This is a genomic window from Collinsella aerofaciens (genome assembly GCF_015558785.1).
GTDB classification, from domain to species: domain Bacteria; phylum Actinomycetota; class Coriobacteriia; order Coriobacteriales; family Coriobacteriaceae; genus Collinsella; species Collinsella aerofaciens_P.
This window is the reverse complement of the sequence record NZ_JADMOP010000001.1, coordinates 1-22,314: the sequence shown is the minus strand read 5'-3', so window position 1 is coordinate 22,314 and position 22,314 is coordinate 1. Positions and strand designations below refer to the sequence as shown.

The 22,314-nt window shown below is 57.4% G+C and carries 15 protein-coding genes and 1 pseudogene; 4 read left to right on the top strand and 12 right to left on the bottom strand.

Translation table 11 applies throughout. The features are described from left to right. Positions 1 to 14: 14 nt before the first annotated feature. The 6 genes from I2G40_RS00080 to I2G40_RS00055 all read right to left on the bottom strand — a co-directional run bounded on the left by I2G40_RS00080 (position 15) and on the right by I2G40_RS00055 (position 7,549). Complete coding sequence (locus I2G40_RS00080; RefSeq protein ID WP_195363431.1) at positions 15 to 1,274, bottom strand: MFS transporter; 1,260 nt, start codon at positions 1,272 to 1,274, stop codon at positions 15 to 17. A 101-nt stretch (positions 1,275 to 1,375) separates the two neighbouring features. Beyond that, entirely contained in the window at positions 1,376 to 2,320 is a 945-nt protein-coding gene (locus tag I2G40_RS00075) for a zinc dependent phospholipase C family protein (protein WP_117848797.1), read from the bottom strand. A gap of 92 nt (positions 2,321 to 2,412) precedes the next feature. After that, entirely contained in the window at positions 2,413 to 3,147 is a 735-nt protein-coding gene (locus tag I2G40_RS00070; protein ID WP_117743933.1) for a LytR/AlgR family response regulator transcription factor, read from the bottom strand. Between the two features lie 38 nt (positions 3,148 to 3,185). Further along, the gene (locus I2G40_RS00065; protein ID WP_229090552.1) at positions 3,186 to 4,577 is read right to left on the bottom strand and encodes a sensor histidine kinase; all 1,392 of its coding nucleotides are present in this window, start codon (positions 4,575 to 4,577) and stop codon (positions 3,186 to 3,188) included. A gap of 111 nt (positions 4,578 to 4,688) precedes the next feature. Continuing rightward, the gene (locus tag I2G40_RS00060) at positions 4,689 to 5,966 is read right to left on the bottom strand and encodes a metal-dependent hydrolase family protein (protein WP_195543775.1); all 1,278 of its coding nucleotides are present in this window, start codon (positions 5,964 to 5,966) and stop codon (positions 4,689 to 4,691) included. 131 nt (positions 5,967 to 6,097) lie between these two features. Next, a complete protein-coding gene (locus I2G40_RS00055) occupies positions 6,098 to 7,549 on the bottom strand; it encodes an APC family permease (protein ID WP_055285287.1) in 1,452 nt (483 codons plus the stop codon). Positions 7,550 to 7,904: 355 nt separating this feature from the next. On the opposite strand from I2G40_RS00055, the gene I2G40_RS09515 reads away from it, so the two are divergent. Further along, complete coding sequence (locus tag I2G40_RS09515) at positions 7,905 to 8,906, top strand: C39 family peptidase (protein ID WP_229090551.1); 1,002 nt, start codon at positions 7,905 to 7,907, stop codon at positions 8,904 to 8,906. Between the two features lie 328 nt (positions 8,907 to 9,234). On the opposite strand, the gene arcC is transcribed toward I2G40_RS09515, so the two are convergent. The 3 genes from arcC to I2G40_RS00035 all read right to left on the bottom strand — a co-directional run bounded on the left by arcC (position 9,235) and on the right by I2G40_RS00035 (position 15,349). Beyond that, positions 9,235 to 10,197 carry a carbamate kinase gene (gene arcC, locus I2G40_RS00045; RefSeq protein WP_055310076.1) on the bottom strand — a complete coding sequence of 321 codons (963 nt, stop codon included), beginning with the start codon at positions 10,195 to 10,197 and terminating at the stop codon, positions 9,235 to 9,237. 655 nt (positions 10,198 to 10,852) lie between these two features. Further along, positions 10,853 to 14,392: a pyruvate:ferredoxin (flavodoxin) oxidoreductase gene (gene nifJ, locus I2G40_RS00040; RefSeq protein ID WP_195543774.1), complete on the bottom strand. Its 3,540-nt coding sequence runs from the start codon at positions 14,390 to 14,392 to the stop codon at positions 10,853 to 10,855. A gap of 477 nt (positions 14,393 to 14,869) precedes the next feature. Continuing rightward, positions 14,870 to 15,349 (bottom strand): FHA domain-containing protein, encoded by a 480-nt coding sequence (locus I2G40_RS00035; protein ID WP_229090550.1) that lies wholly within the window; start codon positions 15,347 to 15,349, stop codon positions 14,870 to 14,872. 443 nt (positions 15,350 to 15,792) lie between these two features. Between I2G40_RS00035 and I2G40_RS00030 the strand changes: the two genes are divergently transcribed. The 3 genes from I2G40_RS00030 to I2G40_RS00020 all read left to right on the top strand — a co-directional run bounded on the left by I2G40_RS00030 (position 15,793) and on the right by I2G40_RS00020 (position 17,734). Next, positions 15,793 to 17,151 (top strand): radical SAM/SPASM domain-containing protein, encoded by a 1,359-nt coding sequence (locus tag I2G40_RS00030; protein ID WP_082421808.1) that lies wholly within the window; start codon positions 15,793 to 15,795, stop codon positions 17,149 to 17,151. A gap of 169 nt (positions 17,152 to 17,320) precedes the next feature. Beyond that, the gene (locus I2G40_RS00025) at positions 17,321 to 17,524 is read left to right on the top strand and encodes a hypothetical protein (RefSeq protein ID WP_124785779.1); all 204 of its coding nucleotides are present in this window, start codon (positions 17,321 to 17,323) and stop codon (positions 17,522 to 17,524) included. A 30-nt stretch (positions 17,525 to 17,554) separates the two neighbouring features. Then, a complete protein-coding gene (locus I2G40_RS00020; protein WP_147324165.1) occupies positions 17,555 to 17,734 on the top strand; it encodes a hypothetical protein in 180 nt (59 codons plus the stop codon). Between the two features lie 886 nt (positions 17,735 to 18,620). Here the strand turns inward: I2G40_RS00020 and I2G40_RS00015 are convergent. The 3 genes and pseudogenes from I2G40_RS00015 to istB all read right to left on the bottom strand — a co-directional run bounded on the left by I2G40_RS00015 (position 18,621) and on the right by istB (position 22,220). Then, a complete protein-coding gene (locus I2G40_RS00015; protein ID WP_117564924.1) occupies positions 18,621 to 20,249 on the bottom strand; it encodes an ATP-binding cassette domain-containing protein in 1,629 nt (542 codons plus the stop codon). A 695-nt stretch (positions 20,250 to 20,944) separates the two neighbouring features. Next, positions 20,945 to 21,211 (bottom strand): annotated as a pseudogene (locus I2G40_RS09795) (methyltransferase); the annotation flags it as partial. A gap of 298 nt (positions 21,212 to 21,509) precedes the next feature. Continuing rightward, the gene (gene istB, locus I2G40_RS00005; protein WP_324252548.1) at positions 21,510 to 22,220 is read right to left on the bottom strand and encodes an IS21-like element helper ATPase IstB; all 711 of its coding nucleotides are present in this window, start codon (positions 22,218 to 22,220) and stop codon (positions 21,510 to 21,512) included. Positions 22,221 to 22,314 lie beyond the last annotated feature (94 nt).

Genomic DNA, 22,314 nt, shown 5'->3' with positions numbered 1-22,314 from the left:
ATAGCCGCTCGCTCCTATGCGGCATGCTCTGCTGCCCGAGTCATGCGGGACAGGCGAACCAGCAGCATAAAGCCAACGATCAGCAGCACGCCAATAGAAAGGACGCCCAGCGACGGGTTGCCGGTCAGCGAGGTAACGACCGACACAAGGAAGGTACCCATGACGCTTGCATAACGACCAAAGATGTCAAAGAAGCCGTAGTACTCGTTGGACTTTTCCTTGGGGATAATGCGACCAAAGTAGCTACGGCTGAGCGCCTGCACGCCGCCCTGGAACAGGCCGACCATAATGGCAAGCACCCAGAACTCAAAGGCGGTCTTTAGGAAGAACGCGGCGAACAGCACAATGCCCATGTAGGCGGCGACCGCCACCAGGATCATGTTGAGCGTGCCCACGCGTCCGGCGAGCTTGCCGTAGATGATGGCGGACGGAAAGGCCACGAACTGCGTAACGAGCAGCGCCAGTACCAGCTGGGTCGAATCGATGCCCAAAGCCGATCCGTAGCTGGTTGCCATGGAAATGACCGTGTGGACGCCATCGATATAGAAGAAGAACGCAATCATGTAGACCAGCACGGTCTTGTTGTGGGCGATCTCGCGCATGGTGTGTCCGACCTCGGAGAACACACCGCCAACGATGTGGCCGATGGTGTCCTCGGGACCGCGCTCGCGACCATACTTTTGCTTATAGGTGTGAATGAGCGGCAGGGTAAAGATGAGCCACCAGGCACCAGTGATGATAAAAGACAGACGCGTTGCCAGCATGGTGGGGACGCCAAGAGCGGGGCCACCCATGATGAGCGCCAGGCAGATGACGAACGGCACGGTGGAACCGATGTAGCCCCAGGCATAACCCGAGCTGGACACGGCGTCCATGCGCTCGTCGGTGGTAACGTCGGGCAGCATGGCGTCGTAGAACGTCATAGAAGAGTTAAGGCCGATGGTGCACAGCACGTACACGGTCAAAAATGCCATGGCGGACATTGGGATAGCCTGCGCCAGGCAAAGAACCAGGCCCGTGAGGAAGAAGCCCAAGAAGAACTTGATTTTGTTGCCAGCGTAGTCGGCAAGTGCGCCCAGAATGGGCATGAGCATGGCGATGACCAGCGAGGCGATCGTCTGTGCATTGCCCCAGGCGACCACCAGGTCGGCCGAGGAAGCGCCGGTATTGATGGCGTTAAAGTAAATGGGCACCACCGAGGTATTGAGCAGCACGAGGGCCGAATTGCCCACATCATACATAACCCAGTTACGCTCGAGCTTGGTGTATTTCATGGACAGGGACCCTTCGTATTCGCCCGATATGCAGTCAGTTCATCGTACCCCAATTGTCCAGAACCGCCGGTAAGGATTCGGCAAAGGGGCACGCACGGGCCCTATTCCTCGCGGTCGAACTCCTCATCGGCATTGAGCACGCGACCGCTGTAGTTGACGTGACTGGTCACGGCATCCATGTCACCGGTCTCGATAAAACGTGCGACCGTGCACTCGTAATCGCCCAGCGCGCGATCAAAGACCTCGGGGAAACTCTCGTTCGAGACCTCGTCGGTAAAGGGATTCTTCCATGTCAGATGGCCCAGGTTACCGGTGCGCTCGGGCAACTCCGTCGTCACGCGATGAGCAAGGCCGTCGAGCAGCGAGTAATCGTGCACCAAGCCCTCAACCAGCGAGATCGCGCGCGTCTTTGCGGAGCCGGCCGGCTCAATCGCGCGGTAAAGTCGCTGCATATTGGCAACGGCAGCACCGTACTCCCCCGCCGGAATGTCAATGCCGTACACGCGTCCGGCAACATAGCTCATCAGCACGCCGGCCACGCGATTGATGCGATCAGTGGTGACGATCTCGCCCGCCGGCGGGTAATCGTCAACCGTAGCGCCATCGCGTTTAAGCTGCAGCATCAGCACATCCAGGTCGCTCTCGATCACGGCATGGACCTGACTGCTCGAATCCTCAAGCTCTGAATCGGACTCGACAATGCCAAACTGCTGCTCATAGACAAAGGGATGAGCGTTGCGGTCGAGCACGTAATGAGACAGCAGGCCCAGCGCAAAGGCACGACCCAAGCTGGCGTCGCGCGGCAGCAGATGCGACACGCCGTCGCGCAGGCACGCAAACTGACGAGACATGCGCGACCGATGCATGACCTGCGCCAGCAGCGTGCAGTCGGAAACACGCGGTGTCAGAATGTGAAAGAAAAACGGGTCGGGGCCTTGGTTGCCCAAGATAAAGGCAATGCGCTCTTCATCGGACGTGATGACGCCCTGCGGAAGACGGTCGATGCTTTCCTCGCCAAACAGATGATGGGTGATAAGCGCGGGCATAATGATCCTTTCGATTTCATTCGATGCCACCCATTATGCCCACCGCGCGCCCATGCCAAACCTGCGATGGTAAACGACGGCACGCAGACCGTCTACGCAAGCCCCAAGTGTGCTTTAACCTCGGCAGCGCGACGGCGGGACACGGGCACCGTCGAGGTTACGCGATCGAGTCTGAGCTCCATAAGACCCGTGGAACCGATCTCGACATTGTGCACGTCTTCCAAATTGACCAGATAGCTGCGATGAACGCGAATAAAGCCCTCGGAGACCAAGCGACGCTCGAGCGAAGAGATCGACTCATTGATCAGGTACGTTCCCTCGGCGCAGATGGCATTGCAAAAATCGGCACGCGCCTCAAAGTAGCAGACGTCTGCGGCGGGAATGAACACCTTTTTGCCCCCGCGGTCCACCGTCAGACGCAAAGGCTGGCGCGGAGCGTGGATAACACGACGGACACCCAAGGCTGCCTCGATCTTGTCGAGTGCCTTTGACAGGCGTGCGTCCTCGACCGGCTTGACGACATAATCGACGGCATCGAGGTTATAGGCATCAGCCGCATACTCGGCAAACGCCGTCACAAACACAACCACCGGCGGCGTCTTTAGGTTCTGCAGCGTCTCGGCAAGCTCAATTCCCGAGCGACCGGGCATGGTAATGTCTAAAAACAGCACGTCGGGCTTGTTCGACAGAATCGACTCCACGGCTTCGGTGACATTGCCCGCCTCGGCAATCTGGCCCACACGCGTATCCTTTTCCAACAGATAGCGTAGCTCAGCCCTAATGGGAGGTTCGTCATCAACCACCAAGATGTTCCAGCCTTCGGACATATGTGCTTCCCCTCTTTTTCTCTCAATCCAATCGCGTGCTACGCCGTCAACGGCGCGGGCTCATGCGGCTCGCCGTTCAGCTCGACGATGACCTGCGTTCCCACGCCCTCCTGGGACTTCACGCGCATGCCGGAATCTTCTCCGTAAAAGAAATGGATGCGCTGAAGCACGTTGAAGAGCGCCAGGCCGCAACCTCGCTTGACGGAGCCGTCGGCGGTAATGCTCTCGGGCTCCTCCAGGCGATGTTGCTCAAACAGATGCGCGCAGACCTCTTCGCTCATACCGATGCCATCGTCCTCGACGATGATCTCCAAACCGTCATCGGTCTCGAAAGCCCTAACATGAATAGAAAGCGGCTCGGTCTCGCGCTGCGCATGCTTGATGCAGTTTTCGAGCAACGGCTGCAAGATAAACGGCGGCACCATGCAATCGCGCACCTCAAAGTCGATATCGACCGAGATGCGCAGACGGCCGTCGCCATAACGAGCCTGCATAAGATTGATATAGCGAGTGCCCTGTTCCACCTCGTGCTCGAGCGTGGTGAGCGTATCGGAATCAGAAAGCGTCTGACGATAGTAGTTGGAGAAGTCGATCAGCAGCGATCGCGCCTTGTCGGGCTCGGTTCGAACGAGCGACACGATGGTGCTGATGGTGTTAAACAGAAAATGAGGATCGACCTGCGATTGCAAGGCGCGCAGCTCCACGCGGGCCGTAAGCTCGTCCTGGCGCTCGAGCTCAAAGCTCGCAAGCTGCGTGGAAATGAGGTCGGCAAAGCCCGAGGCAAGCGCCGTCTGGCGCATATCGATGCTGCTCAGACGGGGATAATACAGCTCGAGCGTGCCCACGCAATGCCCGCGCACGGTAAGCGGTGCGACAATACCGGCGCGCAGGCGCGGAAAGTAGCCACCTGTCTCGGTCGAGGCATCGCGCGAGAACACGCTTTGCTCACCGCTGTTGATCACGTTGAGCGTAGTCCGCAGCACCACCGGGGTGCCCGCGGGGCATTTTGCCGAGTCCTCGCCCCAGCTTGCCAACACCTGCTTGCCGTCGGTAAAGCAGATGGCAGAGGCGATCGTTTCGGACAGGATGATCTTAGAGGCGCCCAGGGCAGCTTCGGGCGTAAGGCCGCGCGACGTGTAGGCGAATATTTTTGAAGCGATGGCGAGCGTGCGGTCGGTTGCGCTCGATGTGAGGTCGTCGGGAACGACAAAGACGTACGAGAAGAAGAAGCACAGCATGACCAAGCCGGCAATGACAACAACGGCCGGAACGGGATTGGGATTATCGGTTAGATCCCAGATGAGCAGCAGGATAAGCAGCGGAACGACAATACCGAGCAAGATGGCTTGAACCACATGCTGAGCGGTACGAAAGACCTTGGTAGAGTTGTAGCTCTTGCCCAGAATCAGCCTATTGAGATCCACCGTCATCTCCTTCTTACTGACGCACCCCATAGCAATAAAGAGGGCCGCAAGCGACCCTCTCCATTGCATTATGCATCAAATACTGTGTTTTACATCAAGCCATCGATGAACGGTAGCTTAGGCGCTGTACTTGTTTGCCTCGCCGAAGGTGCCGCCCTCGACAATCCAGCCGTCCTTCATGATGACGTCCATGTTGTCGGTGTTGAGCACGTGGATGTCGGCGGCGACGTCACCGTTGACGACCAGCAGGTCGGCGCACTTGCCGGCCTCGATGGAACCGGTCTCGTCCTCGATGTGGCACATCTTGGCACCGTTGAGAGTGGCACAGGTGATGGTCTCGACCGGGGTGAAGCCGATCTTGTCGACGAACTCGTACATCTCCTCGATGGAGCAGGTGCCGTACGGGGTGACGAAGGAGAAGGAGTCGGAGCCGATCGTCATGACGACGCCGCGCTTCTTGGCCTCGCGCAGGCAGTCGTAGTTGCGCTGCAGCTCCTTCTCGACCAGGGTGCCCTCGTACTTGTCGTGCAGCTCGGGGACGTAGACGGGCGGATAGGTGGCGTACCAGGTGGGCAGGAAGGCGATCGTCGGGGTGAAGAAGGTGCCCTGCTCGGCCATGAGGTCCATGGTACGCTCATCGATATCGAAGCCGTGAATCAGCTGCTCGCAGCCAAAGCGAACGGAATCGTAGGCAGCGGCGTGGTTGTTGTAGCAGTGGCTCCACACGGGGATGCCGACCATCTTTGCCTCTTCGACCACAGCCTGAATCTCCTTGGAGCAGTAGTGCTGGTCGCGGCCGGAGTCCCAGCGCCAGATGCCGCCACCGGTAGCCCAGATCTTGATGGCATCAGGGTTCTCACGCAGGCGACGACGGACGGCCTTGCGCAGATCCCAAGGACCGTCGACCTGATCGCCCCAGGGGTGCGATTCCTTGTTGAGCTCCTGGCTGCAGTGGTGGGAGTCGCCGTGGCCGGCAACGCGGCAGAAGCCAAGGCCGGTGGCCAGAACGCGCGGGCCCTTGAAGACGCCCTTGTCGATGCAGTCACGGATCTGGATACCAAAGCGGCCGATCTCGCAGACGGTGGTGAGGCCGTGGGTGAGGCAGTCGTAGGCCTGCTTGACGGCGACGGCCTGCTTCTCGAGGAGCGGCTGCATGACCCAGTCGGTGTCATCGTCGGTCAAGTTGCCCGAGAAGTGCAGGTGGGTGTCGATCAGGCCGGGAAGGACGGTCTTGCCGGCGGCGTCGATGACCTCAACGCCCTCGGGAAGGTCCTGCATGGCGCCGGCGTACTCGATCTTGCCGTTGTCGTCGACGAGAACGAGGGAGTTCTCGACCGGCTCGGCACCGGTACCGTCGATGAGCTTGCCGCCAACGATTGCATACTTAGTGGACATGGTTCCTCCTTATGGATCCATATAGTGGGCGAGACCGTGTTGGGTTAAGGCCTCACAAAGCTACCCAAGTGGTGCCGGGTTCGGTGCGCGGAAGAGAGGGGCCCGCGCACCTGATCCGCCCCGGCTAGGCGTTACTTTTTGCGGGAATTGGTGAAAGCCATGAGGGCCAGGCCAATAGCCAACCAGCCGATCACGATGCTCCACTCCACCATGTTGAGGGAAGCGGGAGAGAACGGAATCACGAGCAGGCCGATGATGATGGCGCAGGCAGCGATAGCGAGGCCGATGCCAAACTTGCCGCCGGGCACCTCGTAGGGACGAGGCAGGTCGGGCTCGGTGAAGCGCATGCGCAGGCAAGCGAGGGCGACCATGCCGCAGGAGAAGATGAAGGCGAGAGCCGACACGTTGGTCAGGGGGATGAGCATGTTCTTGCCCAGGAACGGACCGACGACGGTGATGACGCCCAGAACGACGCAGGCGAGCTTGGGAGCGCCGGACTTGGGGTCGACCTCGGCGAACTGCTCGGGCAGCTGGCCCTTGCGGCCCATGGCGAGCATGATGCGGCTTGTGGCGCCGTAGAAGGAGTTCATCGGGCCCATGGGTCCAAGCGTTGCGATGACGAGCATGGCCAGGTACAGGAGCATATTGATGCCCTTGAGGCAGGCGAGCGCGGGAACCGGGCTCTTAACGAACTCATGCCAGTCGAGGATGGTGCCGAACGAGTAGATACAGACCATGTAGAAGCCGCCGGCGGCCAGCAGTGCCAGGGAGATGATCTTGCCGAACTTGTTCCAGTTGAGGCCCTCGGCTGCTTCCTCAGCCTGCTGAGGAATGGTGTCGAAGCCGGCGTAGAAGAACGGAGTCAGAACCAGGACTGACACGATGCCGGCGAACAGACTGGTGCTCTCGGTAGCGGCCTTGCCGCCGCCAGCGCCGGTGACCTGGGAGAACACGGGCATGGCGTTGTCCGGCGAGCCGGTGAACAGCGAGACGCCCATGGCGAGCAGCATGCCGCAGAGCAGGGCCTTGGTCAGGAAGGCCTGGAGCTTGGCGGCCGAGCTGGCACCGCGGAAATTGAGGAAGATGACGTAGACTGCAAAGCCGAGCGCGATCAGCGTCGGGAACAGGTAAACGTCGGCGCCCAGGATGGTGTAGAGCTTGACGGCGCGCAGCCACTCAAGACCGGGCAGGCTACCGAACATCTCGGACACGAGGGTCGAGATGGCGATGGCCTCCCACGGGCACAGGATGCCGTTGCCCAGGGCCAAAAGCCATCCGGTGATGTAGCTCAGCGTACGGCCAAAGCTACGATCGACATACTCGACGATGCCACCCGAAATGGGGATAGCAGCCGTGAGCTCACCGAAAACAGCTCCGACGGGCACGAGGAAGATTGCACCCAAGAGGAATGCGATCATAGCGGGAACGGGACCGCCGCCCACGACCATCCAGTCGCCGACCTGCAGAACCCAACCGGTACCGATGATGGCACCGAAGCCGATGGTGAAGAAGTTCCAGAGCGAGAGCGTTTTCTTCATGCCGCCGTTATCCTCGACTGCAACTTCTGCGTTCTTGTCCGCCATTGTTCCCCTCCTTTCCTTTTTGACGCCCCTTGACGTCACCCCTTGCGCGGTCTGTTTTGCCGCGCGCTTTTATTTCGTGGCTTTAAGATACGGCCTTGGCACAGCAGCGCCGCTTGTAGCTCGACCGAAGGCAGAACTGCAAAACGAGCGGCACCGTTTTTGGGACGAACGGCGGGAGACGTCATTCGTCTTGGACGCTTTCATCTTGTCTGCTTTTGAATACCTGTTGCCGTGACGCTTGGCGCGCGGCGCGGCAACGTTCATACCATTTGTCAGGCTTTTGGCGCACATACCCATGTGTCGTGCATCTTTTTATGTAGGATAGACAAGTTACATATGAGGCAAGGTGATTCGAATGGCATACGGATACAATGACGGCGACCAACGGCCACAAAGCGTGCGCCTTGCCGGCCGCACCACGCCAACGCCCAGAAGCACCTCCGACAACGACAACCCGCAGCGCCCCCAAGAGCAGCCCGGGGCTTCTTCGCGGCAGCAAAGCCGTACCGTGCAGCAGTCAGACCGCGTGAGTACGAGCACACGCCAACGTCAGACCGACACATTGCAACCACGCCGCTACGATCGCCGTAAGACCGACTACTACGTCAAGCGCTCCTTTTCGCGACCTCAACGCGATCGCGGCAATTCCGCCCCTCACCCCGCGTCGCACACCACAAGCCACGCGCTTCCGGCCCGCCGCCTACGCCTTGCGCTTTGCTCCATCGCCGCCTGCCTCGTCTTTGTGTTTTTGGGATCCTGTATCTCCCACGGATCAGCCGGTCTTGAGCCCACTGCCGAGGACAAGCTGCTTAAAGCTCCCGTCGCGCCCGGTTACTCCTTTGCGTTCTCGACCCCACGCTCGCAATGGCAGGCCGGCGCCATGCCCCACATCTACCAAATTGACCCCGCATGGTCGGAGCTGCCCTATGCCGGTGGCACTATTCGCGAAAACGCTTGCGGTCCCACTTGCCTCACCATGGTCTATATCTTTAAGACCGGCCACACCGATAAGACGCCGGTCGATATATGCGCACTGGCCGAAGCCGGCAACTACGCCCCCACCGGTGCCACCGAGTGGTCGTTTATGACAGGCGGTGCGTGGCAGCTAGGGCTCAACGGAACACAGCTCTATAACGATCGCGAATCGATTACCCAAGCACTTCGCTCGGGTGCGCCCGTCATCGCCGCAGTGCGCCCCGGTACGTTTACCAACGTAGGCCACTACATCGTGCTCTACGGCATCGACGATGCCAACCAGATTGGCGTCTACGACCCCAACTCGGCCAGCCGCAGCGCCCGCCGCTGGGGCGTCGTAGAGGTCCTCAACGAAGTCGAAGCCATGTGGGCCTACTACTAGTCATTTAAGAACGTCCCCTACTAGTCATTGGGGACAGACTTAAATGAGTGGTCATTGGGGACAGACATAAATGACCAGCCACTGTGGACAGCCCTTGCGGATGCCGCTCATGGGCGGACGAATAGGCCCATTCCCAGCTGTCAGGAGCTACCTTTAAGGACTGTCCCAAGCTGCCGGCAGAAAGGGAACGTCCCCAAGTGCCGGGTTTCATGAACAGCTACCTCAATAGCAAAAGCCCCGCAGTCGGAGCGGACTGCGGGGCTCATGAAGAGAGGCTAGTTTGCGGGCGCCTTGCCCGGCGCCCACGAGAGAGGCAATGGAGTAGAGGCTACTCGTGGATGCGGGTACCGGAGAGGCCGGCCATGGTCTCGGCGGCCTTGTCCAGAGCGCCGATGATGCAGGTGCGGCCCTTGCGGGAACGGGCGAACTTGATGGCAGCGCGGACCTTGGGCTCCATGGAACCCTTGCCGAACTGGCCCTCGTCGGCCAGGCGCTCGGCCTCGTCGGCGGTGATGTCCTCGAGCTCCTCCTGGTTGGGCTTGCCAAAGTTGATGGCGACATGCTCAACGGCGGTCAGCAGGAACAGAACGTCAGCGTCGCAGTCCTCGGCCAGCAGCTCGCCGCCCAGGTCCTTGTCGATGACGGCGGGAACGCCCTTGTAGCAGCCCTTGTTCTCGTAGTCGCGGACGACGGGGATGCCGCCGCCACCGCAGGCGATGACGATGAACTCGTTGTCGAGCAGGTTGAGGATGGAGTCAGCCTCGACGATCTTCTTGGGATCGGGGGAAGCGACAACGCGACGCCAGCCGCGGCCGGAATCCTCGACGAAGACCTTGGAAGGATCCTCGGCCATGAACTCCTTGGCCTGCTCCTCGGTGTAGAAGGGGCCGATCGGCTTGGTCGGGTTCTTGAACGCAGGATCGTCCGGGTCGCACTCGATCTGGGTGACGACGGTTGCGGCGTGCCAACGCTTATAGCGCTTGTGCATCTCGCGGCCGATGCCCTGCTGCAGGTGATAGCCGATGTAGCCCTGGGACATGGCGCCGCACTCGGGCAGCGGCATCTCGGGGGTGCCGATGGCGTCGTGGGCGGCGGCGAAGGCGTTCTGGATCATGCCGACCTGCGGGCCGTTGCCGTGGGTGATGATGATCTCGTTGCCCTGCTCGATGAGGCCGAGGAGGGCATGGGCGGTGTTGCTCACGGCCTCGATCTGCTCGACGGGGTTGTTGCCGAGGGCGTTGCCGCCAAGGGCGACGACAATACGATCGGGCTTGCCAAGAGGCTTAGACATTGCTGGAATCCTTTCTGTAAAAGGCCTACAACCCATTAATAACCCGCGTCCGTGCGATACGCGAGTTTATTAAGGTTTATATTCTCTTTATCGCTCATTTTATTCATTTTGAAAATAGCGGAACGGTGAACGGTCGTTTTTGTCCGCTCAGCGTACAGAACACCAGCTCAGACATATCTACGCCATTTACGTGCAACTTTATTTAAATGCAGCGAGGATTATGTCGGATTATGCAAACTACATCTCTGCTAAACACAAAACGGACAGCGCAATATCTTACTCGCGCTATACGAGATTCTATGCACTTATAAGTCGAGTATGCACCCCTGCAAAAACAAGGGGCTTTTCATCCAGCATAAGGAATAAAGAAGGGCTCCGAAAAGGCGGCAACAGCCAAGTCCCCCATCCATCCCCAAAGTGGCGCGAGGCTTCGCGGCAAAGCCGCGAAGCAGCGACCGGGACAAAAGGCCCCCACAACCACGTCCTTCATCCGCCCCCACAATCCGAGGACGTAGTCGTAGCAGGATCTGAGGGCTGACCTTCGCGGACACTCCGCAGGACGAAAGAACCCCCGCCGCACGTAGTGCGCAGCGGGGGTTCTTTCATGTCCGAGGGCGTCCGCGAAGGTCAGCCCTCAGATCCTGCGGTGGGAGACCTAGGCCTCGTTGTACACCGTCTTGAGCTTCAGCAGGTGAGCGTAGCGGTCCATAGCGGCCTGCTCGTTCTCCTTGAAGAGCTCCTCGGCGCGCTCGGGGAAGGAACGCGTCAGCGAAGCGTAACGGGCCTCGTTCATCAGGAACTCCTGATAGCCGCCCGCGGGCTCCTTGGAATCGAGCGAGAACTTCTTACCGGCAGCAGCCTCGGGGTTGAAGCGGAAGAGGTTCCAGTAACCGCACTCGACAGCCTTCTTCATCTCGGCCTGGCAGTTCTGCATGCCGCCCTTCTTGATGGAGTGCATCTCGCAGGGGCTGTAGCCGATGATGAGGGACGGGCCGTCGTAGGCCTCGGCCTCATGGATGGCCTTGAGGGTCTGAGCCGGGTTGGCGCCCATGGCGACCTGCGCCACGTAGACGTAGCCATAGCTCATAGCGATCTCGGCCAGGGACTTCTTCTTGGTCACCTTACCGGCAGCGGCGAACTGAGCGACCTGGCCCAGGTTCGAGGCCTTGGAGGCCTGACCACCAGTGTTGGAGTAGACCTCGGTGTCGAAGACGAAGACGTTGACGTTGTGGCCGGAAGCCAGGACGTGGTCCAGGCCACCGAAGCCGATGTCGTAGGCCCAGCCGTCGCCGCCAAAGATCCAGAAGGACTTCTTGGTGAGGTAAGCCTTGTCGGCGAGGATCGCCTTGGAAGCATCGCAGCCGCACTTCTTGAGCTCGGCGACGTAGGCAGCAGCAGCGGTCTTGGAGGCCTCGGCGTCGTTGACGGAGTCGATCCAAGCCTGGCCGGCGGCCTTGAGCTCATCGGACGGACCATCGGCAGCGATGATGTCCTGGGTAGCGGCGATCAGCTTCTTCTGGACGGCCTCGTAACCGACGGCCATGCCCAGACCGTGCTCGGCATTGTCCTCGAACAGGGAGTTGTTCCACGCCGGGCCGTGACCGTCCTTGTCCTTGCAGTAAGGAGCGGTGGCAGCGGGGTTGCCCCAAATGGAGGAGCAGCCGGTGGCGTTGGAAATGAACATGCGGTCGCCGGCGACCTGGGTCACCAGACGTGCATAGGCGGTCTCGGCACAGCCGGCGCAGGAGCCCGAGAACTCCAGGTAGGGCTGCTTAAACTGGCTGCCCTTGACGTTGGCCGCGATGAGCTCCTTCTTCTCGGAGACGTTCTCGACAATGTAGTCCCAAACGGGCTGCTGGTCCATCTCCTGCTCGGTGGGAACCATCTCGAGGGCGCCCTTGGGGCAGACCTTGACGCAGTTGGTGCAGCCCATGCAGTCGAGCGGGGACACGGCCATGGTGAACTTCATGCCCTTGGCCTTGGGGCCCATGGCGTCGAGCGTGCGGGTAGCCTCGGGCGCGGCGGCAGCCTCGTCCTCGGTCATCGCGAACGGACGGATGGTGGCATGCGGGCACACGTAGGCGCACTGGTTGCACTGGATGCACTTGGTCTCGTCCCAGTGGGGAACGACGACGGCGACGCCGCGCTTCTCGTATGCGGAGGCACCCAGCTCAAACTGGCCGTCGGCGCAACCAACGAAGGCGGAAACGGGCAGGCTGTCGCCATCCATGCGATCGATGGGCTCGAGCAGGTTCTTGACCTGCTGGGCGATGGCGGACTTGGTCTCCTCGGAGAGCTCGACGGGAGCGGCATCCTCGGCGGTTGCCCAGTCGGCCGGAACCTCGAACTTACGGAAGGCGGTAGCGCCGGCATCGATGGCCTTATGGTTGGCGTCGACGATGGCCTGGCCCTTCTTCATGTAGGACTTGGTAGCCGCGTCCTTCATGTACTGCAGGGCGTCCTCGGCGGGCAGGACCTTGGCCAGCGCGAAGAAGGCGGACTGGAGCACCGTGTTGGTGCGCTTGCCCATGCCGACCTTGGCGGCCAGGTCGATAGCGTCGATCAGGTAGACGTTGACGTTGTTGTTCGCGATGTAGCGCTTGGCCACGGCGGGCATGTGCTCGGCGAACTCCTCGTCGCTCCACTGGCAGTTGACCAGGAAGGTGCCGCCCGGCTTGACGTCGCGGACCATCTTGAAGCCCTTAACGATGTAGCTGGGGTTATGGCAGGCAACAAAGTCGGCCTTGGTCACGTAGTACGGCGAACGGATCGGAGAATCACCAAAGCGCAGGTGTGAGACGGTGACGCCGCCGGTCTTCTTGGAGTCGTACTGGAAGTAGGCCTGGACGTACTTGTCGGTGTGGTCGCCGATGATCTTGATCGAGTTCTTGTTGGCGCCGACGGTACCGTCGCCACCCAGACCCCAGAACTTGCACTCGATGGTGCCGGGGGCTGCGGTGTTGGGCGCATCCTCGGCCTCGGGCAGGCTCAGGTTGGTCACGTCATCGACAATGCCGATGGTGAATTCGCGCTTGGGCTCGTCCTTCTTGAGCTCCTCGAAGACAGCGAACGCGGACGCGGGAGGCGTATCCTTGCTGCCCAGGCCATAACGGCCGCCGACGACCTTGATGCCCGTCTTGCCAGCCTCGTAGAGAGCGGAGACGACGTCCTGGTAGAGCGGCTCGCCGATAGAACCCGGCTCCTTGGTACGGTCCATGACGGCGATCTTCTGGACGGTCTCGGGGAGAACGTCGACAAAGTGCTTGATGGAGAACGGACGGAACAGGCGAACTTTGACCAGGCCGACCTTCTCGCCGTGAGCGTTGAGGTAGTCGATGACTTCCTCAAGCACGTCGCAGAAGGAGCCCATGCACACGACGACGCGATCAGCATCGGGAGCGCCGTAGTAGTTGAACAGGCCGTAATCGGTGCCGAGCTTCTCGTTGATCTTCTTCATGTAGCCCTCGACGACGGCGGGAAGCTCGTCGTAGACCTTGTTGCAGGCCTCACGGTTCTGGAAGAAGATATCGCCGTTCTCGTGGCTGCCGCGGGTGTGCGGGTGCTCAGGGTTGAGCGCGTGGTCGCGGAAAGCCTGGACGGCGTCCATGTCGCACATCTCGGCCAGATCCTTGTAGTCCCACATGGCGACCTTCTGGATCTCGTGGCTGGTGCGGAAGCCGTCGAAGAAGTTAAGGAACGGGGTCTTACCCTCGATGGCGGCAAGATGAGCCACCGGCGAGAGGTCCATGACCTCCTGGACGTTGCCCTCGGCGAGCATGGCGAAGCCGGTCTGACGACAGGCCATGACGTCGGAGTGATCGCCAAAAATGTTCAGGGCGTGGGAAGCGACGCAACGCGCGGAGACGTGGAAGACGCCCGGGAGCTGCTCGCCCGCGATCTTGTACATGTTCGGGATCATCAGGAGCAGACCCTGAGAAGCCGTGTAGGTGGTGGTCAGAGCACCGGCGCCCAGCGAACCGTGAACGGTACCGGCTGCACCTGCCTCGGACTCCATCTCGACGACCTTGACCGGGGTGCCGAAGATGTTCTTGCGACCCTGGGCCGCCCACTGGTCGACATGGTCGGCCATCGGGCTGGACGGCGTAATGGGATAGATTCCCGCTACCTCGGTGTACGCATACGAAACATATGCGGCCGCCTCGTTGCCGTCCATAGACTTAAACTTACGCGCCATATACCCCTCTCCTCTCATATAGGTATACAGGCCCCGGCGATCGCCGGGATGTTGGCGTGATGGGATTTACGCTGTTGCTTCCAATCATCTGGCAGGCAGGCTCAGCAGCAGGTACGTGGCGTGGAGAGAAGACATGCCGAGGCGAGGGACAGCTGATGCGCCCCACAGACCCGACCGCCCGTCTTGCACATGACCGAGCGCCGCAAAGGCCGCATGCCGGATGCTCCCGGGCACGCCCCGGCGATGGGAGGCGCCCGCAACGGAAATCCGCATGCGGGTTTATTGTACCCCGCCGTCAAGTGTAATTTCGACAAATATAGGCGGGCGGTAAAGGTTTACCTCGAGTGACCATCAAGGGCAAAATTGATCCTTCCGTCACCGAGGGACCAAATGGCAGCTGCGGTGAAATAGGAACTGTTTTTGCCGGCCGTAGCCTTAAACAGCCCCTATTTCACCGCAACTTATTTAGGAGATGAGTCAGAGGGCGCCGAGGAGGATGGCGTAGGTTGTGGATTCTCCGAGCTTGAGCTCGTCACCGGGGTTGAGCTGGGCGGAGCGGCCGGGCTCGACCTGGGTGCAGACGTTCGTCGCGCCGTTTACCACCACGGTTCCGTTGGTGGACGACAGGTCCTCAACGTACCAGACATTTTGGTCATCGCACCACACGTGGGCATGGCGAGCCGAAACGTCATCGCCCACATCGGTGATGCCGCCCTCCCCCGTTGCCAGCGCGCCGATCTCGACGCCTTCCTCACTCGGCTGAATCCAGCGCGGGACGCTCACCGCGTAGCCGTTTTGCACGCGCAGCAGTCCCAGCGGATGCGCCGGCGCGACCTCGTGCTCGCCCGACTTGGAACCAAGGCGGGCGTGAGAGCAAACGGCATAGGGAACGAATCTTGCGGATGTACTCCTCGACGTCAGGCAGGTAAGCCCCACGAAGTCACCGGGGAGGCCCAAGCGGCCCGGCACCACTTCCAGATTCTGACCAGGGCGAGTCGTTCGCCGGTGGCTGAAGGCTCGCTCCCACCCAAAAGGGGAGATTCGCGTTGTTCCCCAATCGCTCTCGCATCTTTCATTTTGCTCGAGGTGGGCTATAAAAACTTTCCTGGCGAAAGGCGGCGATTGGTTTCCTTTCTTTCTAGAGGAGCGCGCCTGTAATCTGTTTTCATCCTAAATCAAGTTAAGATCGGACCTTCCAGAGGCAAGTCGACTCAAACTGCGAGGCTCCATGTTGGAATAAAGAGCGCTGTCGAAGTGCCAACAACACAAAGCTTGCCAGTCTCAAATAGAACCTTTTGGGAGTCCGATTGGGCCGCACACCGAATCCCCGCTGGTGGTTTTTTATAGCTGCGCAACAATAAACAAGGTTAGTGCCAGTCCAGCATGAAATTGAGGAACGTATGCATTTTTTCTCAGTAAGTGATCGTCGTTACTGCTTCGATGAGGTCACTCGCAATTGCTTTCAGGTTGACCAAGCATCAGAAGATGCGCTTCGCATATTTGAAGCATCGGGAAGAACGGTCAACTCGAAGTTGCTAACAAAGTCACTTGCTGCGAAAGGCTACGACCAAACGACCATAGCAGAACTTGAAGACGACATTGATGAGTATCAACGATTGTCTGAGCGGACTTTCTTAACAAAAGACACGCCTCGAAAACTTAGATCCATCGAACTCCACGTTTCACATGCATGCAACCTTGGTTGTAGTTACTGTTTTGCCGGTAAAGGAGATTATGGAACGTCTCCTCTGCTGATGACAGACGAGATAGCCTTCAAGGCGGTCGACTACCTCGTCGCAAGTTCATCGGAAAACGAAACGCTTGCGATCGTCTTTTTTGGTGGGGAACCCATGATTAACGAGCCGCTGATATGGAAAACGGTCGACTATTCAAAAAGAATATACCCCAATAGAAACTTTACCTATTCTATTACGACCAACGGAACGCTTTTGAATGACACTGCTGTGAATTCTTTCAAGGAGCACGGGTTTTCTGTTCTGATTAGTCTCGATGGTACAGGATGCAAGCACGATGCATCGCGCCCGTACAAGACGGGAGGCGGCTCTTTCTCCGATATCGACAAAAACGTTCGTCGTTTTTCCGAGTCGTTCCCCTTCGGCGCAAGAGCGACCTTAACAAATAATAACTGTAACCTTGTTGAAGACTATCTTCAGTTTAAAGAGATGGGCTTCAGAAGGATTTACTTCTCGCCCGTGAGCTCATTCGATGAGAATATCAAACTCGACGAACACTCATTAAACAAAATCAGGGCGGGCCTAATAGATTTGGCGGATCAATATCTCAAACAGATTGATCAAGGGGAAAAGCCCTTGTTTAGAACATTGAAAACTGCAGTTGATTTGATTATGAGCAACAGGATCGCCTTTGTCGGATGCGGGGCTGGCAGGCGTTTTATTTCCGTGACTCCCGAAGGGGACGTATACCCCTGTCACAGGTTTGTCGGGATGATGCGATTCAAAATGGGCAACATCGTCACCGGAATTGACGAAACTAGGTATATTGAAAACTGGAGTCAGGGTGTCGAAAAAAGAATTGACTGTACGGACTGTTGGGCTCGGTCTTTCTGTGGTGGGGGCTGTAGCTGGGAGGCTGCAGACGAGCACGGCTACTTGCCCAAGAGTCTACACCCTGCATCATGTGAATATAGAAAAATGTGCTACGAGATGGCTTTTGACCTTATTTCCCGCCACTCATCTTCGCAGGAGAAAAATCAACGAGAAGCTACTGTATCGGAATAAGCGGTTCAGCGCATTGCTGTCACCATTGTGGAGGTGTTCGTTCTTCTGATTACCGTCTGCGAAGCTTATTGCTACGTTCGCCGAAACCATTCTAGAAATATGGTGAACTAGACATCTTGGTTTGTTATACACAATATTGAGGTTTTTCTGCACTCAAAGGGAGGTAGTCGTGAAGCATATTCATCCGATTAATCCAGGAAGTGGCGACGAGGCAGGCGTGAAGCCGATGTCTTTTGACTGCCTCTTGGGCATTACTGACATCTGTACTGTTTATGATAAAGCAGATGGCTGTGGTGCATACGATTACTGCGACTATGACATGGATGGCGGCAGCATCTGCGTTGTAGATCACTGTGGCATTGATCAAACGTAGTCTCTAATTGGATTAAGGTGAGGAGCTGTTATGAAGCATATCCATCCTGTTGGTTCAAATGAACATCCTCCCGTTGAGCCTTGTTGTCTTGGAGTTGATATATGCAATTTTTACGACATCGCCGAGTGCCCTGTTGCGGATTGGTGCTATGTCGATAAAGAATCAAGCTGTGTTTTGCCAGCAGATTGGTGCGATCCAGTTGACGAGTAGTTTTGTGGCTAGGAACTATTTGGTCCAATTCAGAATAAGATGGGAACAAATACCAAAATCTAGTGTCTGGGAGGAGTTATGCCATTATTGCAAGGTCTCGTTGGATTAGCCTTTATACTTGCGTTATATCTGGCACCTTTTTTAATTCTATTCTTCATTATCCGACTCTTTCTTCGGAGAAAATAGGAGTGTCACGCAAACATTAGCGTAGCTTTCTTCCAATATGAGCCGAGCATTGGCAAGTGGAATAAGAAGCCCGACCGTTCGCCACATGAAAGTGATCAGACGGGCTTCTCTATTTAACCCGGGCCGCCACCCATAGCGGCTTTCCAAGCGTATTCTCAGTGCAAAGCAATCGTCAGTTTAATCCTATGCGCTGATACCGCATTTCATTTGTTCGGCTCGAATTCTACGGCCTGGCAACCCTCGCACTCTCCGGCAAATGGATTGAACGCGAAGGCAGAGATGATGTGTGCGTGGACATCGAGGCTGCTGTAGGCAACATACTGGGACATGGACCCCCGCTGCGCGTGGTATGCGGCCCGGCATATTCATTGCCGTCCAACCCCGTGTAGTTGCAGCAAAGGGTGGAACCTCAATGCTCAGCTCATGTTGTCCGTGGGACACGAGAATCGTAAGTACACTTTGGTGCGATTCTCACGCTGATACTGAGCCACCTGGAATAAGATACGTCGCGACAACACTTCGCTTCACCTCTGTCTCGACAAGATGACGTAGACTAAAGTTTCCTTTAGTAAGAGAACGAGAACTATATCTGAAAGCGTTGCGATGGCGTGAAGGCACCGAGTCCGAACCGCCTGAATGCTACGTGCATCTGCATCGCCTTTTTGTTATCTCTGCCAGTTGGGTAGCACTACACTTGTCATCATTTACCCTGGTACATGCTGCCTAAATCCACTACCCCTTCTACCGCGCCGACCATCTCGTCATCGTGAGAGACAACGATGATCAGCTGGCTTTGCTTGTTGCGCTTAACATAGGCCGCAAGCTCGGCGCGGCTTACAGCGTCTAACCCAGTCGTGGGCTCGTCGAGTACCAAAACTGACGACTTGCGTGAAATCGCCGACCATAAGTACACTCGGCGCAGCTCACCGCCCGAAAGCGCGGAGCAACGTTTCCCGAGCAACTCCTTCACGCTGTTTTCCAGCGAAAGTAGGCCATCTACACCCCGGTGATAGGAAGAAAAGGGCGTGTCGAAATACTCTAACAGCTCTTTCACCGTTTCGTCCGGCGCGAAGCACGACTGTGGGCAGCACGATATCTCTCTCGCACGTATGTAATCCAAGTCGCATTCTTCGATTGGCACGCCGTTGTATTTTACTTTGCCTTTCGATGAGTATAGCCCGAGCATCAAGTAAAGAAGTGACGTCTTGCCTCTTCCGTTTTCCCCAACTATGCAATATGTACCAGGACCGGAAAACTTGAAAGAAAACCCGCCGAGGACCTCTCGGACAGATCCGTCTGGAAGGGCAACCGAGAATTCCAAATCAGATACCGAAATGTCATTTATTTCATCGAGTTTAGCTAAATCGGTCCGATTCCACCCCGATCTCTCCTTTTCTCTCGTCGCGATAGCCGTCCTATCCCATGATGCTTTGGCATCTTGATAGGATTTGAACAATGACATCATACTTTTCAAAGTCTTAAAGAGAACCGCGAAGTATGTACCGATGATAGTGTACTCGCCTATTGACATAGTTCCGTTAATGATTCGTACTCCGGAAACAACAAGTATCACCGCTTGAAACAACGCTGCGAAAAGACCATCGAGCGATGTCAGAGAATATGATAGCTTTCCGGAGCGCAAAACTTTGGGAAAATAGCTCTTAAACCCAGCGTCGAGCGCTTGTTCGCTCTTGCCGTACGAAGATGTCAGTTGAATGTTGAGAATCTGATTAAGCTGCGATGCAATTGCGGCGTAAAAGGCGCTGTCCGCCTCTTTCTTCTCATACGTGACCCTATACAAAAGTTTCCTCAACCCAGTAATTACACAGAAATACACGATGAGGAGAATGATGGAAAACACCGCGAGAGTTGAATCAATTGACCATATGATAAGCAATACGATGGGAATGGCTACAATGGACAGCGGCGCACTGATAAAATTCGCCAAAACGAAGGATGAGACCACGCTGGAGTCGGAAATAATCCGTTGCGTTGTATAGGCTGGATCGATGGTCCGACTCACCAAGTAATCGTCTCTTTCAAAACGCAAGACGGCCTCCCTGAGAAGATCAAAGGAAAGTCTCGTGGTTATGCGAATGGAAAGTGTTCCTGCAAAATAAGTAAAGAGGGTGGAGAAAACTCCTATTGACGCAACCAGGAGCGCGAAGAGTACGGCGTCTCTTTCGCTGCGGTTACCGAGAAGAAAATCTAAGAATTTCCCGTTCACGTATGGCATGGCATAGGAGAGAGCGGTTCCAATCACCGTGATAGCAATGAAGACGAAAGCCCCTTTTGCTCTGATGAACCTCGAGAGAACGCATCGAATCAAGGAAGGCCCCAATCTACCCGCCACAAAACATCAATCACTGATACCTTACACCTCAACACAACAGGAGCGAAGATTTGCCAATGAGACTGCTTTAAGATTGCCTTGGGCCAATACGATCTCAAGCTCTTCCTACAAGAGAGTCGGAATCGGACATCTCCTCCGACGAACCTGGCAATCGGGCGGTTGAAATATCTTTTTCAACCGCCCGATTGCCACAATAGATTTGAGCATCCGCCCACAAACGTCCGCGTTTTATACCCATCAAATCCTTTGCCTTTTGTCGTCTAGACTAGAAAAATCGCTCGAAATAACGCAACCGGCCTGCTCGCTTGAAGAAACCTAAGCCCGTAACGTAGATGTGCAAACTTCCGAAACGCCTTGCGCGGCATAGTGCGTATAAACTTCGTCAACCGCCTCAGAAATATCTGAGTATCGCGCCGGGTCAAAAGCATACGATGTCGCAGCTATACCCTGCACCCATTCGGAACGCGGATTAATTGAATAGCCACACAGCATCATCATACATGCATCTAGACCTGATTTCCCAAGTATCCGACGTATTGATGAGAGCATCGCGGGTCGCCCCTGCACCATCGTCGTCACCCCTATTAGCAGTATTTACCGTTTTTCTCTAAATGCGTATCGCCACCCTTAAGAATACGAAGTGTTTTATCCAGACCCGATTGTCCTCCATCTCAAACGAAGGGATAAGGAATCTCATCCGGAATCGGCAGTAACGGAGGATTCACAACGACAAGCGAAAAACATGAGTCATCTCTCAGAGGGGAGTAAAGGCTCCCCTCAAGCACCCTAGTTTCGTCATCCAAAGAGTTGATGGCAGTGTTTTTCTTACAAAGGTCGACAACAAAAGGGTTGATTTCTACAGATGTTACATCCATGCCACAGTTGGTAAGTATCAGGCCCTGTATTCTGGGGCCAGAACACAAATCGAGAGCCTTCCGTGCGCTCTGCGGTGTAAGGCGCCAATCTCAGCAAATCTGTCCCACAATACTGCGCTGAAGAACAAGACGGAACCCCTGAGCCAAACTCCCCTATACCTTATTAAGGCTAAGACAGGCAAGTTCACGCACCCGGCATATTCCAGAATAACATCCTATTGTTTTAGATGCTCTACAAGCATGAACAGCCGCGAATCGGAAAGATCTTCTAGTTTCTGTGTTTCGTCAAGAGGGCTTGAGCAAAAAGAGCATCGGAAATTGAGCAGCCTGAGCATCGGAAGCGCGCACGATTTTTGAGCGGCTAGCCCTCCTGCATGAGGGCGTGGCGGACGCGGTAGGACTCGCCGCGGAACTGGACGAGCCTCCCGTGGTGGACGATGCGGTCGATCACGGCGGCGGCCATCTGGTCGTCCCCGAACACCGACCCCCACCTGCTGAACTCCAGGTTCGTGGTGATTACCACCGACTGCCTCTCGTATGCGTCGGCGAAGACCTGGAAGAGCAGCCTCGCCCCGTCCGCGTCGAGCGGGAGAAACCCGAGCTCGTCGATGACGAGCAGGCGGGCCTTGCCGATGAGCGCGGCCTCACGGTCGAGCCTCCCGTCGTCGCGGGCGCGCCTCAGGCGCATCACGAGCGAGGACGCCGTGAAGAAGCGCGCCTCGAGCCTCCTCTCGCACGCCAGCGCGCAGAGGGCCGACGCCATGTGCGTCTTGCCGGTGCCGACGTCGCCCATGAGCACGAGGTCCTCCCTGCGCTCGACGAAGTCGAGCGCGAGCAGCGACTCGCGCCCCATGCCCTCCGGCCACGACACGGCCGACCAGTCGTAGCCGTCGAAGGTCTTGGGCGCCGGCAGCGCGCAGCGCCTGAGCAGCGTCGCGCGCTTCGAGGCCTCGCGGCTGGACCTCTCCGCCTCGAGGTAGCCCGCCAGGTACTCCACCTGTTTCGGGGTGCCGAGCCTCGACCACTCCTCCAGGACGGCGGTGGTGAGCGAGCACGAACGCCCGGCCTCCACGACCCTGCGGGCCAGCTTGGATTGGCTACACTGATGTGGACAGTTCCGGGAGGGGCGCAGGAGACGGGAGGGCCGTATATGAGGGACCCCAGGC